The organism is Bellilinea caldifistulae (assembly GCF_001306055.1).
GTDB classification, from domain to species: Bacteria; Chloroflexota; Anaerolineae; order Anaerolineales; family Anaerolineaceae; genus Bellilinea; species Bellilinea caldifistulae.
Genome location: NZ_LGHJ01000001.1, coordinates 19,403 through 32,226 on the forward strand (window position 1 = coordinate 19,403; position 12,824 = coordinate 32,226).

The window sequence follows — 12,824 nt, forward strand, 5'->3', positions numbered from 1 at the left end:
TTTCACAAAAATTTCAGGAAGTGGATGAATTTCCCCCAGCAGGAGCAACCTTCAGGGGCTGACAGACAGGACAGAAATGGGTGCTGCGTTGGCCGACAATCAGGCGTGCAATGCTTGTGCCACATTCCGGGCAGGGTTGGCCGGTGCGGCCGTAGGCCCGGAAGTGATTTTGAAAACTCCCCCCGCGGTAAACCCAATCAATGCTGGCACCGTTGCGGCGGATGCCCTCTTGCAGGACGCTGCGAATGGCGTCCAGCAGTCGGGCGGCGTCTTCGAGACTGATCAGGTTGGAGGGGGTCAACGGATGAAGGCGGGCAAGGTGAAGCGCCTCATCGGTGTAGATGTTGCCCAGCCCGGCAATGACCGACTGGTCGAGCAGCAGGGGCTTCAACTGGCGCCGAAAACGGCTCAGGTGTTGGTAAAAAACTGCGGCGGTCAAACCTTCATCCAGGGGTTCCGGGCCTAAACCGTTCAGCACGCTGTGCGGGTCATCCACCAGCCAGAGACGCCCGAACTTGCGTGGGTCGTTGAACGCCAGCCGCCAGCCGTCCGTCAGGTGGAAAATGACCCGGTCGTGAATTAGCGGCGGGATCGGGCTGCCGGTCTCATCCGTGACGGGTTCCAGCCGCAAGTCACCGCTCATCCGCAGGTGGATCAAAAGGACGGCATCGCTGAGATGGATCAGGATGAATTTACCGCGCCGGCTGATGCTTTTGACCGGCTGATGGCAGATTTTTTGTGTGAACCGGGCGGGTTCAGGGGTTGCAATGCTGCGCTGCCAGTGAAGTTCGGCTTTCTCAATCACGCGCCCGACCAGCGGGGGACTTCCCCGCCCGCCGTTTTGCAGGGCGCGTACAATCGTTTCGACCTCAGGCAGCTCCGGCATGGTTCATCGAACAGATCGGGCGGGGAAGCGGGTTACTCGTTGAACATCTCACCCACGCTGCGCCCTTCATTGGCGCGGTGGATGACTTCCCCCAAGAGGGGGGCAATCGAAAGAACTTTCAGCCGCTCGCCGAACAGAGCGGCTTTTTCGTGCGGGATGGGGATGGTGTTGGTGGTGACAAATTGGGTAACCGGCAAAGCCGCAAGCCGCTGGGCGGCATCCCGCGAAAAGACGGCGTGGACAAAGGAAATGTAGATGTTGCGCGCGCCGTTTTCCTTGACCAGATTGACTGCCTGGGCGATTGAGCCACCAGTATCAATTTCATCGTCCACCAGGATCACATCCCGGTCGTACACATCCCCAATCAGCGTCAGGGCTTCGGCTTTGGCGTTGTTAGCCAGCCGCCGTTTTTCGATGAACGCCAGCGGCAGTTGCAGTTTGGCGGCGTAGTTGCGCGCTTTTTTGGCAAATCCCAAATCGGCTGTGACCACCACCGGCGAGTGCAGGCGGTTGAGGATGGTTTTGAAGTAGTCGGTGAGCATGTGGAAGGCGGTCAGCACATCGCCGGGGATGGAAAAGAAGCCCTGAATCTGGCCGGCGTGTAAATCCATGGTGATGTAGCGGTCGGCGCCGGCAATTTCGATCATATCGGCAACCAGGCGGGCGGTAATCGGTACCCGCGGCTGGTCTTTCTTGTCCGAGCGGGCGTAGCACAGGTAGGGCACCACGGCGGTGATGCGCGCCGCCGAATCCAGCCGCAGGGTTTGCAGCAGAATGAGCAATTCCATCAGGTTGCGGTGGACAGGTGCCGAGGTAGTTTGAATGACATAACAATCCTGCCCACGCACGCTGCCGTGCAGTTTGACGAACAGGTTCTCATTGGGAAATTCGATCACATCCCGACCGCACAGGGGCAGATTGAGGTAGCTGGCAATGTCCTGAGCCAGTTCCGGGCAGGCTGTGCCTGCATACAGGCGTATGTCACCATACATCATCCGTTCGTGGCGGGAATGATTATGTGTAGGCATATTCTCTTCTCTATCCTAAGTATACCTTAGTCGGCGCGTGAATACCACTCCGAACGAAGGACACTCATCACAATGACATCAATGAAACGGCCGTGTTTGTACACATCCTGCCGCAGGCGGCCTTCTTCCACGAAACCGACTTTCTGGTAAGCCCGAATGCCGCGCGGGTTGGTCTCATAGACATGCAGGTAGACCTTATTCAGGTTGAGGTAGTCAAAAGCATAGCCCACCATCGTGCGCAGGGCTTCGCTGCCGTAACCGCGATTCCAGTACTGCTTTTCGCCGATGAACAGGCCAACTTCGGCATGGCGCGCGTGCCATTCAATTTTCATCAGACCGATGTTGCCGATGGGCAGCCACTCCCCGCCGATTTCGATTTCAATCACCAGCGGACGTTCTTCCTTGGGGCGTTTCAACAAGCTGCTGTACCATTCTTCCTCTTCATCCAGCGACATCGGCGCGAACATCAGCAGATTTTCGCGTACTTCGGGGTCGTTCAGCCAGCGTACAAAACGGGGCAGGTCGTCTTTTTCGACAGCGCGCAGCCGCAATCCATTGCCGTAAATCATCGCCCCTCCTAGGGGTGCAGGCGGTTTGGCCCGCGGAAGAGGAAGACCGCCTCGCGGATGTTGGGCAGGTTGAGCATGACCATCAGCAAGCGCGAAAGCCCCAGCCCAAAACCGCCGTGCGGTGGACAGCCGTAGCGGAAGAAATCCAGATAAAACTGGATGGACTGGATGGAAAGGCCTTTTTCAATCGCCTGCTGGCGCAGGATCTCGTAGCGATGTTCGCGCTGGGCGCCGGTGACGATTTCGGTGCCGTTGGCGATCAGGTCAAACGACTTGGTCAGGTGCGGCTGATCGGCGTGGCGCATGTGGTAGAACGGGCGCACACTGATCGGCCAGTCAATCAGGTAGAAGAAGTCGTGATCATAAGTGCGCTTGATGTAGTCGGCCAGGGCGCGTTCCCCACCGGGATCAATATCGCCTTTCTTTTCGGGCGGGATTTGATAACCGACCTCTTTGAGAATCTCCAGGGCCTGCGCCATGGTGATGCGCGGGAAGGGGACACTGGGGACGCGCAGATCCACCCCAAAGTGCTGCTTAATTTCTTCATCGTGGGCGTCTTTGACCCGCTGATAAACATATTGCAGCATGTTTTCCAGAAAACGCATCACATCCTCATGCGATTCGATGTAAGAGATTTCCATGTCAATGCCGGTGAACTCGGTCATGTGGCGCGAGGTGAAGGACGGGTCGGCGCGGAAAACCGGCCCAATTTCAAAGACGCGCTCAAAACCGGCTGCCATGGCCATCTGCTTGTAGAACTGGGGCGACTGAGCCAGATAGGCCTTGGTCTCAAAATACTGCACCTCGAATAATTCGGCGCCGGACTCGCTGGGTGAACCCATCAGTTTCGGCGAGTGGATTTCAATGAAATCGTGCTTCAGCCAGTATTCGCGGAAGGCCGCTTCAGCCGTGGTTTGTACCTTGAAAAGCAGGGTGACCGGCGGGCGGCGCATGTCCAGAAAGCGCCAATCGAGCCGGTAATCAATTGAGGGCAGGGCTTCGGCGGTCGGGTCGAGCGGAATGGGCGCTTCGGCCGGGCCGATCACCTCGTAAGTTTCCAGTTGAATTTCCAGCCCGCCGAGTTTGACGATGGGGTTATCCACCACCGTGCCGGTGACCGAAACGACGCTTTCGGTGGGGGTGGCGGAAATTTTCTCCGCCAGGGCCGGGTCGTTGGCCTTCCAGAAGGCCACCTGCACCAGGCCGCTCAGGTCGCGCAGGATCAGGAATTGCATTTTCTTTTGATCGCGCAGGGTTTGCAAAAAACCCTGCACTTTGACTTTTTCGCCAATGTGCTGGCGCAGGTCGGCAATTTTGGTTCTTTCCATGGTGATTTCTTCTCCTCACTTTGGGTTGGGATTTCAATTCAAGCGTTGAACAGCGCAGTAGACCCGCGCTGAATGGATTGCGGCAGAGGGGGTTCGCCCAGCAGACTGTGGAGCGCCTGATAGGGCGAAATGCGGCGTGCCTGCAGGTCGGTCAGAATTTGCTGATACTGCCCCTCTGGCAGGCTGCTGCGCCAGCGTTTGAGCAGAGCGGTTTGCAGCAATTCTTCCAGTTGAGTTTGCAGGCGGCTGCGGTCGCGCACCTGCCAGCCGCCGGACTGGCGGAGGTAGGCAGCGTGTGCCTGAATGTGCCCGAGCAACTCGGCGATGCCTTCGTTCTGGGTGGCGATGGTAGGCACCAGCGGAGGACGCCAGACGACCGGCAAACTTTCCGCCGTTTCTTCGTGGGGCGGGCGGCCCAGTTCCAGCATGGCGCGCAGCGTGCGCAGGGCATTTTCGGCGCCCGGCAGGTCGGCCTTGTTCAGCACCAGGATATCGGCAATTTCCAGAATGCCGGCTTTGATCGCCTGAATATCGTCACCCATGCCGGGGGCTTCGACCACCAGGACGGTGTGCGCCAGCCGTGCAATTTCCACTTCGGATTGACCGGCACCGACCGTTTCGATGAGGATGATGTCGAAACCGGCGCTGTCCAACGCCTGAACGACGGCGGGGGTGGTGCGGGCCAGCCCGCCCAGCGCGCCGCGTGAGGCCATCGAGCGGATGAACACGCCGGGGTCACCACTCAGGTCGCGCATGCGCACACGGTCACCCAGCAGGGCGCCGCCGGTGAAGGGCGAGGAAGGGTCCACGGCGACAATCGCCACCGTGCGCGGCGGACTGCCGTCTGCCGGCCGGCGGAAGGCTTGTGCCAGTCGGTTGACGAGAGAGGACTTGCCGGCGCCCGGTGAACCGGTCACACCGATCCAGTGGGCGCGTCCGCTGTGGGGAAAAAGGCGGTCGAGGGCGGCCTCGCCTTGGGGGTCCTCGTTTTCGATCAAGGTCAGCAAACGCGCCAGTGCAAGGCGGCTGCCAGCCAGCACTTCCTCAGCCAGAGTGGTCATCAAGGACGGCCTCAGGCGTGGTTTTCCTGTAAGATGGCAGCCCGCAGGTCTTCAACCACTTTTTGGGTGGAAGTGCCGGGGCCGTAGACAGCGCGCACGCCCATTGCCAGCAGGGCGGGGATGTCGCTTTCGGGGATGATGCCGCCGACAAAGACATGCACATGGCCCTGTCCGTTGGCGCGCAACAGTTCCAGCACGCGCGGCACCAGCGCCATGTGAGCGCCGGAGAGGATGGAAAGCCCCACCGCGTCCACATCCTCTTGTAAGGCGGCCTCGGCAATCATCTCCGGCGTTTGGCGCAGGCCGGTGTAGATGACTTCCATGCCGGCGTCCCGCAGAGCGCGGGCGACCACCTTGGCGCCGCGGTCGTGGCCATCCAAACCGGGTTTGGTAATCAGCACACGGATTTTACGTTCGGTCATTCGGTTTTGCCTCAGGGTGAAGTTGTTTCAATTATACCGCGTCCTGTCGTCAGACAATATCCCCTTATAAGGAAAGGAATAGTGTCATATCCGGCAGGTGACGGTTAACCCTGAGGGGGCGGTTCTTCCAGCAGGTCATCCGTGACCTCGGCGCCGGGCAGAAGGAATAAGTCGGGATTTTTCCACATATAGACCACCGCCCCGGCGCGGCTCTTGACCCCGATTTTTTGGTAAGCCATGGTTACATAGTTCTTAATTGTGCCGGGTTGGAGGGCAAGTTGTTCAGAAATTCGAGCGTTTTCATATCCCAGGGCAATCAACGTCAGCACCTGCCGTTCGCGATTGCTCAAAGGCGATCGCAGCGGTCGTTCCCGGAGAAAAGTGTCCAGCATCTCCGGCAGGGAAGTGAAATCAGTGCGGCCATCCAGTAAAAACTGGATAACCTTAGCCAATTTTTCCAACTCAATTTCCAGCGGCAGCCAGGCATGAATGGTGATACGCTGCACGGCGCGCAGGATGACCGGCAGGCTGCTGTGGGGGGCGATCAGCAACGTCTTTGTGGCGGTAGGCAGGGGGGGAGCGGAAGCGTTCTGAGTCAGAGCAGCAAGGCGTGGTGCATCGAGGATCAGCACATCCGGTTCTGGCCGTTGGGAATCGGCAGCGAGGAACGAATCATCATCGAGAATGTGGTATTTGAAGGAAGGGAATTCTTCCTTCAGGAAAGCGATCAATCCTTTTTTCAGAAGCGGGACGGAAACGGCGATGCAGACCAGAGGGGGAAAGTTGTTCGCCATTCGATCCTTTAGAAAATGGTTCGTGGGAAAAAAGAACGCCGGTAAGTTTATGGTAAGGGAATCAATCCAATTTGTCAATAGGGGTCAAAGTCATGTCAGGGGGCATGACCGGCGGTACTTCCCCTTTGTTCTTCAATTTGCTATGATGGCTTTGGTGAAAAAACGCAGAAGCAGAGAGGACGATATGTTCAGAAAACCCTATATTGTTTTGATTGCGCTGCTGGTGCTGGCAGCGGGTTTCATCTTGTTGATGGCACAAAAACCGGGTGAGGCAAAAAGTGAAGCGGCAGCGCAGACGGCTTTACCAACGGCTGTGGGAGAAGTGATCCAAGCCGCGCAAAGCGTTACACCGGTCATGGCCGCAGAAGTCGAAATGAGCGCGGCACAGGTGCGCGAGGCTTTGGTCGAACGGGCAAAGCAACATCTCTTCAAACCCGGCTGGGTACTGGTGCGCGAAACTTTCACCGATTTCACCAAGGCCGAAGACTACGTTGTGGTTCCGATGAACGGACAAATCATCCCCAAGAACTGGGTGCGCGAAACATGGTTGTTGGTGGATGAAGGTTTACAGGTTAAGGCAATGTTTTCCGAGAAAAAAATGCTGGATGACACAATCGTATCTTTGACGCGTGCCAGTGATGGATCTTTTGGAAAGGCGTTTAATGCCGAAATTCTTCCAAATGTTCAGATTGACTACTGGACGAAAACCGAAACCTTGGACCGACTTATTGAGCAGGGTGAGACTCAAAGGGTTGTTTTTCAATTTCTTTCGCTGGATGGAAAGCGGGTTTTGTATGCAGTTTATTCAGACGTTTTTCCCTCCCCTATTCGTATGGAGGGGCTGAAACAACCCCTTATTTCGTTTAGCACTGAGGATCATTATGATTGGGAAATCGGTCAGTTTCTGTTCAGTGAGGGGTGGGCAACGCTGACAGATGGCAACCGCCAACTTGTTGGTCGGCTAGAAATGAGCATTGATTGCAATTCCACCCCACCGGATGCGGTTTTGGAGGGGTTTTCAATCACGCCGGAGGAATAATGAAATCAAAATCAATCTCATTTAGGGTTTTCACGATTGTCTTTCTATTTCTGGTAATCCTGTCAGGTGAGGTTATTGCAGCCGGCGGCAGCAAAACCGTTTCCGGCTCGATATCGGGTATCACCTATTTTGCAGAAAAAAGTGTGTACACCTATACTACCTCATGGACTGCGTCTGCCAAAAGTAGCGCAATTTCAAACATCTCTATCATTGGCTATACCTGGTGGACGGTTTATCGAATCTGTACCGATGATGTCTATGCTTATTACTCTCGTTCTGAGAATCAAAGTAACCGCAACAGTAACTACTTTGAAGACATAAAATGGATTGACCACTATCAATATTCCTGCAATCCCGGATATTTTGTTAAGAAGTCAGCCAGTCTCGGTAATCACCAGTTTACGTTGAATTCTACCCATCAGTACCCTTATGTGGAATATGTCTATCCTTAGAAGAGAATAGGACCCTTTTTCGCTATGTTCAAAGTCATGGTGGGGGGCGTGACCGGCGGTACTTCCCCTTTGTTCTTCAATTTGCTATGATGGCTTTGGTGAAAAACGCTGAAGCAGAGAGGACGATATGTACAGAAAACCCTATATTGTTTTGATTGCGCTGCTGGTGCTGGCAGCGGGTTTCATCTTGTTGATGGCACAAAAACCGGGTGAGGCAAAAAGTGAAGCGGCAGCGCAGACGGCTTTACCAACGGCTGTGGGAGAAGTGATCCAAGCCGCGCAAAGCGTTACACCGGTCATGGCCGCAGAAGTCGAAATGAGCGCGGCACAGGTGCGCGAGGCTTTGGTCGAACGGGCAAAGCAACATCTCTTCAAACCCGGCTGGGTGATGGTGCGCGAGACGCTGACGAACTTCACCAACCGCGAGGAATATGTTGTGGTTCCAATGAACGGACAAATCATCCCCAAGAACTGGGTGCGCGAAACATGGTTGTTGGTGAATGAGGACTTAAAAGTAGTGGCGGGTTATTCTGTTGTAAAAAGTTTTAAAGGAGAACCTCTACTTGAGACAATCGTCAGTGATGGTTCTTTTGGAAAGATGATCCAACCAGAAAATTTACCCGGCTGGCAAGAGGAACACTGGCTATATCTTGACCTGTTCGAAAGAATGATCGAGTACGATGGCGGTAAAAGCGCAACTTTCTCCCTTATCGAACAGGGTGCCAAGCGTTTGCTGCGGGTCTTTTCCCAAGATTTCTATCCCTCTGCCGGTTATACCGAAGGGGTGGAAGGAGCCATTGTTTCATCCTTTTCAACCTCCTATTATGACTGGGAAACTGGTCAATTTTTGCTCAGCGAGGACTGGGCAGTTTTGACCGATGGCAGTCATAAACAAATCAATCGCCTCGAGGTGGAAGTTGAATATTCACCTGCCCCGCCTGCCGAGGTAGTTGCCCGATTCACCGGCGAGATAAAGCAATGATCACAAACAGGCATCAAAAGCGGCTTATTCTATGGCTGGCTTTTATTTTGCTGGTCACCCAATTTGGTGAGAGTTCGGCTGGTGGCGGCAGCAAAACCGTTTCCGGCTCCATTTCGGGTATCACCTATTTTGCAGAAAAAAGTGTGTACACCTACACCAATACATGGACTGCGTCTGTCAAAAGTAGCACCGTCACAAATATCTCAATTATTGGCTACACCTGGTGGACGGTTTATCAGATTTGCACAAACGATGTTTATTCTTACTATATTCGGTCAGAGAATAAAAATAACCGAAATAGCAGTTATTACGAGGACTCAAAATATGTTTATTACAAAGATTACCCATGTCCAGGTGGTTCGTATATCAAAAAAACAGCCAGTCTCGGTAATCACCAGTTTACGTTGAATTCTACCCATCAGTACCCTTATGTGGAATATGTCTATCCTTAGAAGAGAATAGGACCCTTTTTCGCTATGTTCAAAGTCATGGTGGGGAGCATGACCGGCGGCACTTCCTATAGCCGACCTTTTTTGCTATAAAAAAATTAGTCTTTTTTATATCTCACCGTGGGTGGAAAATCGCCCCCTTGAGCAAGAGGATTTTTCCTTCATTTTTTGAATTTTTATTCACCCCCCGTTTGCGCTAAAAGACAAAATTGGAACTAAAGTTGGCGAATGGATATAAAACTGAGATTGACCCAACGGGAGAAGCAAATACTGGAATTGTTGTGCGAGGGAAAGACCAATTCTCAAATTGCGAGAAACTTGCAAATTTCCCCAAAAACGGTCGAATCTAATCTGACCAGAGTATATCGAAAATTGGGCGTGAACAATCGCACTGCAGCCGTTGCAGCATATTTTGTTGAATTAAATCGAGAGAAAAATTAAGGGAAATCCTTATATTGAAGTTTGTCTTGAGAGAGGGTATATTTAAATCGGCCGAATGGGTGCAAGAGAGAAAAGGGGAGGGAAGTAATGAATAAGAGAAACCTTTTTAATCTTGGAATGATTGGTTTGGTCTTTATGGTGGGCTTTTCCGTGGTGGGGGGAGCGCCGTTACCCGATGGGGGAATTCGTGATGAAACCTGCCGGGAAGGGTTATCTGAATTTGTGACCGAAGCGAAGGATTGCTCAAATCGGCATTACGATTGATCAGCCGCAGCCGTTTGTTGACCCGCAGGCGATTATCCGGCGTTATACGGCTTGGTGTTCGCAAGGATTGCTGGATTTGGATATCTGGCAAACGATGGGAATGACAATGGATGAGTGGATGAAATGGTATGAAGATACCCGTCAGCCGTTGGGAACGGTTGCGTCTCGCATCACTATCGGTGAAATTGAAGCGGTTCGTTATGAAGAATCCACTCTTTGGACGACCCTGTGGAGCGGAGAAAAATATATCTATCGCTTGTGGTACACCCATAGGGGAGATCAATCGGGTGAGGAATTTTATAAAAGGGTCTTGAACTCCGTTGGTTTTTTGAATGAGGAGCCGATCAAGGGGGAAGATGCATCCCAATCGTTTCAAGGTTTATCGCTGGAAGGCTTTGCCACAGTCAATCCTCTTGTCACAACCTGTTGTGGATATACATCGCCGGGTAATCCCTTTGAGTGCTGTAACAACAAGGGAAATTGTGTCTGGTGGGTGTATTACAAATATGGTTATGTGCCGTTCCGAGGAGATGCAGGTAAGTGGTATGGACAAGTGCCCGATTACCCGGATTGGCGCAGGGGAAGATATCCGAATAGAGGGATGAATATCGCGTGGTGGTCAGGATCTCCTGGTCACGTTGCCTTTATAGCGAACTATCCTGGAGGAGGGACAGTAACCATAACCGAGATGTTGATTTGTACATCCTGCGGAAGGACGCGTAATTTGAGTGTAACCGCTCCCGAAGGATACATGTGGACAATTTACAACTGAGCAATTCGGTTTTAATGATTTTCTCTTTTGGAGGTCAGGGCAGATGATAAAAAGCATTGTTCGTCAGCTTCTTCTGATTGCAGGGTTGGTTTTTATAAGCAATTGCAGGGGAGAAATTGACAACTTCCCTTCTACTCCAATTGAGACTCGAAATTTGCCAACAATTACCCCCTCATCAGAGATAAAATCGACACCTCCCCAAATGGTTGATGAAATTGAAACGGTCATTCCACTCAAACCCACCCGAATTCCAACCCCTACGGAAGAGGATGAAATATTTTTCCAAGAATATTGTGGCAAGGAATTTGTCTCTGCTGTGAAGCTCCTTCCTGAAAGGGAAATAAATTGGTTTCGATATAACCACTACCTTTACCCTTTCTCAATAGCATTCCCCTCGGATTGGAATCTCATAGAATGTGATAATTCTATATACCTGTTTCCGGATAGTGAGCCTTCGATTCGTCTGGCAGTCCGTTTCAAATACTCGAATGAAAAGAAACATATCTTAAGAACCGGCGTGCCGGCGGGTGACGCGGTTCATGTTGGCACGGTGCAGTTCGTCGGTCAAACCATTCGCAAGACAATCATCCGCTACGAGGGCAAGGATAAAGTTGTCCTCTACGGCTACAAAGAGGATTTGCCCTATCAAATCCCGGTCGGTAATCTGATCTTTACCATCAGTCTGGATGATGTTGGTTCTCGTTATTATGAGGATGTCGAGCTTTCGCCCGAAATTCAACAGCTGGCCGATGCCATTGTCGAAAGCATTCGGCTGACTTCGCCATAGGCATGAGCGATTCGATAAACTTCGTGCGCCGAATTGGCCATGAAGTGCTTTGGCTGTTTTGCCGCCCTCGTGTGTGGAAAAACATGTCGAACGTCGCTGGCACGCCCCGTTTTACTGTTTCATGACCAGTCCCGTTGCACTGGCAAATATCAACGCTCCCATCGCTACTGGCGGGGCGAGCATGCCAGGGCTGCAGTGTGTGCCTCCACGAAAAAGGTGAACAATCCTGTTTTTCAGAAGTGGGACGGAAACGGCGATGCAGACCAGAGGGGGAAAGTTGCTCGCCATTCGATCCTTTAGAAAATGGTTCGTGGGAAAAAAGAACGCCGGTAAGTTTATGGTAAGGGAATCAATCCAATCTGTCAAAGCACCCTTGAACCTGCTTTGAAATGCGCTATTTCGCAAAACGGCGAAGATCAGCCGAGGCGACGGACTTCCCCGCTGTCGAAAAGAGAAACAAATCCCCTCGCCAAACCTTGACGTGGTTTACCGTCAACTCCCAAAGGGCAATTTCTTGACAAAAATTCCAAATTGTTATAAACTAGTTTGTAATACAAACCAGTTTATAAAATCAGGAGACCGCATGAAATCCCCGCTTGAAACCGCTCAAAAGCGCACCCGCCGTTATTGGTACGAGGACGGGCTCTCTGAAATGGCGGCCGGCGCTGTCATTCTCTTGATGGCGCTGATCAATCTGGCGATTGCCCTGCTCGCACCAGCGGGCTGGAAAGGCTGGCTTTCGGCGGTGGGCCTGCCAGTGATGGTGATCGGCGGAGGCGTTCTTGCCCGCCTGCTGGTAGCAAGGCTGAAAGAACGGCTGACTTACCCGCGCACCGGTTACATCCGATACCCACGCCCCAAGCCGACCCGCCGTTTTCTGAGCGCCGGCATCGCCATCGGCGTGGCCTTGATCGTGACGATCATGAGTGCCTGGTTCTCCGCCGCCCAAACCGAGCGACTCATCCCCGCCCTGACCGGTTTGCTGACGGCCATTTTGATCCTCTCGATTGGGGCGAGCATTGGACTGGTGCGTTTCTACCTTTTAGCCGTTTGGCAGTTTGGTTTTGGCTTACTCGGCAGCCGCTTGAATTTACCCGCCCCTTACGATCTGGTCTTGTTCTTCGGCGCGCTGGGTATCGGCCTGTTCATCAGCGGGGGAATCACCCTGCTTGGCTACCTGCGCAACAACCCGCTGCCGCCAGCCAACGATGAGGAACAGTCATGAAGGAAGAAGCCCTGCCCAACTGGAGCGCCGTTGACCGGCTGCTGCACGAACCGGCTCGTCTTGCCATCGTCAGCATACTGGCGGTGGTCGAAAAAGCCGATTTCCTCTACCTTCAGCACGAAACCAGCCTGACCAAAGGCAACCTTTCTGCCCACCTGAGCAAACTGGAAAACGCCGGTTACATCCAGATTGAAAAAACCTTCAAGGGTAAAATGCCCCTGACGCTAGTCTCGCTTACCGAACAGGGAAGAACCGCCCTCGATCGGTATCTGAGCCAGATGAAACACTGGCTGAACCAATTGGACCAACATTCACAGGAGTAAAC

At 53.1% G+C, this 12,824-nt stretch carries 17 protein-coding genes; 10 read left to right on the forward strand and 7 right to left on the reverse strand.

Features of this window, described 5'->3' with window-relative positions:
- Positions 1-13: 13 nt before the first annotated feature.
- From mutM to AC812_RS00170, 7 genes are all read right to left on the reverse strand, one after another.
- A complete protein-coding gene (gene mutM / locus AC812_RS00140) occupies positions 14-886 on the reverse strand; it encodes a bifunctional DNA-formamidopyrimidine glycosylase/DNA-(apurinic or apyrimidinic site) lyase (protein ID WP_061912942.1) in 873 nt (290 codons plus the stop codon).
- A gap of 32 nt (positions 887-918) precedes the next feature.
- Positions 919-1,914 carry a ribose-phosphate diphosphokinase gene (locus tag AC812_RS00145; RefSeq protein WP_236839227.1) on the reverse strand — a complete coding sequence of 332 codons (996 nt, stop codon included), beginning with the start codon at positions 1,912-1,914 and terminating at the stop codon, positions 919-921.
- Positions 1,915-1,940: 26 nt separating this feature from the next.
- A complete protein-coding gene (locus AC812_RS00150) occupies positions 1,941-2,483 on the reverse strand; it encodes a GNAT family N-acetyltransferase (RefSeq protein ID WP_061912943.1) in 543 nt (180 codons plus the stop codon).
- A gap of 8 nt (positions 2,484-2,491) precedes the next feature.
- Positions 2,492-3,811 carry an aspartate--tRNA(Asn) ligase gene (aspS, locus tag AC812_RS00155; protein ID WP_061912944.1) on the reverse strand — a complete coding sequence of 440 codons (1,320 nt, stop codon included), beginning with the start codon at positions 3,809-3,811 and terminating at the stop codon, positions 2,492-2,494.
- Positions 3,812-3,849: 38 nt separating this feature from the next.
- Positions 3,850-4,872, reverse strand: a complete 1,023-nt coding sequence (meaB, locus tag AC812_RS00160; protein WP_061912945.1) for a methylmalonyl Co-A mutase-associated GTPase MeaB — start codon at positions 4,870-4,872, stop codon at positions 3,850-3,852.
- Positions 4,873-4,883: 11 nt separating this feature from the next.
- Positions 4,884-5,294: a cobalamin B12-binding domain-containing protein gene (locus AC812_RS00165; RefSeq protein ID WP_061912946.1), complete on the reverse strand. Its 411-nt coding sequence runs from the start codon at positions 5,292-5,294 to the stop codon at positions 4,884-4,886.
- A 104-nt stretch (positions 5,295-5,398) separates the two neighbouring features.
- Positions 5,399-6,088, reverse strand: a complete 690-nt coding sequence (locus AC812_RS00170; protein WP_061912947.1) for a helix-turn-helix transcriptional regulator — start codon at positions 6,086-6,088, stop codon at positions 5,399-5,401.
- Between the two features lie 184 nt (positions 6,089-6,272).
- Here AC812_RS00170 and AC812_RS00175 point away from each other — a divergent pair, with 184 nt between their 5' ends.
- The 10 genes from AC812_RS00175 (at position 6,273) to AC812_RS00210 (ending at position 12,822) form a co-directional block, all read left to right on the forward strand.
- Entirely contained in the window at positions 6,273-7,127 is an 855-nt protein-coding gene (locus tag AC812_RS00175) for a hypothetical protein (protein WP_145962458.1), read from the forward strand.
- Positions 7,127-7,579: a hypothetical protein gene (locus AC812_RS00180; protein ID WP_061912949.1), complete on the forward strand. Its 453-nt coding sequence runs from the start codon at positions 7,127-7,129 to the stop codon at positions 7,577-7,579. Before AC812_RS00175 ends, AC812_RS00180 begins: the two co-directional genes overlap by 1 nt.
- A gap of 127 nt (positions 7,580-7,706) precedes the next feature.
- On the forward strand, positions 7,707-8,561 hold the full coding sequence (locus tag AC812_RS00185) for a hypothetical protein (protein ID WP_061912950.1): 855 nt from the start codon (positions 7,707-7,709) through the stop codon (positions 8,559-8,561).
- Positions 8,558-9,013, forward strand: coding sequence for a hypothetical protein (locus AC812_RS00190; RefSeq protein ID WP_061912951.1), 456 nt, complete (start codon positions 8,558-8,560; stop codon positions 9,011-9,013). Before AC812_RS00185 ends, AC812_RS00190 begins: the two co-directional genes overlap by 4 nt.
- Before the next feature lie 225 nt (positions 9,014-9,238).
- Entirely contained in the window at positions 9,239-9,451 is a 213-nt protein-coding gene (locus AC812_RS18420) for a response regulator transcription factor (protein WP_061912952.1), read from the forward strand.
- 87 nt (positions 9,452-9,538) lie between these two features.
- On the forward strand, positions 9,539-9,715 hold the full coding sequence (locus AC812_RS17370; RefSeq protein ID WP_157235350.1) for a hypothetical protein: 177 nt from the start codon (positions 9,539-9,541) through the stop codon (positions 9,713-9,715).
- A 76-nt stretch (positions 9,716-9,791) separates the two neighbouring features.
- Positions 9,792-10,487 carry a CHAP domain-containing protein gene (locus tag AC812_RS00195; RefSeq protein ID WP_145962461.1) on the forward strand — a complete coding sequence of 232 codons (696 nt, stop codon included), beginning with the start codon at positions 9,792-9,794 and terminating at the stop codon, positions 10,485-10,487.
- A 43-nt stretch (positions 10,488-10,530) separates the two neighbouring features.
- Positions 10,531-11,274, forward strand: a complete 744-nt coding sequence (locus tag AC812_RS17760) for a hypothetical protein (protein WP_145962463.1) — start codon at positions 10,531-10,533, stop codon at positions 11,272-11,274.
- Positions 11,275-11,857: 583 nt separating this feature from the next.
- Positions 11,858-12,499 carry a hypothetical protein gene (locus AC812_RS00205; protein WP_061912955.1) on the forward strand — a complete coding sequence of 214 codons (642 nt, stop codon included), beginning with the start codon at positions 11,858-11,860 and terminating at the stop codon, positions 12,497-12,499.
- Entirely contained in the window at positions 12,496-12,822 is a 327-nt protein-coding gene (locus AC812_RS00210; RefSeq protein WP_061912956.1) for a winged helix-turn-helix domain-containing protein, read from the forward strand. Before AC812_RS00205 ends, AC812_RS00210 begins: the two co-directional genes overlap by 4 nt.
- Positions 12,823-12,824 lie beyond the last annotated feature (2 nt).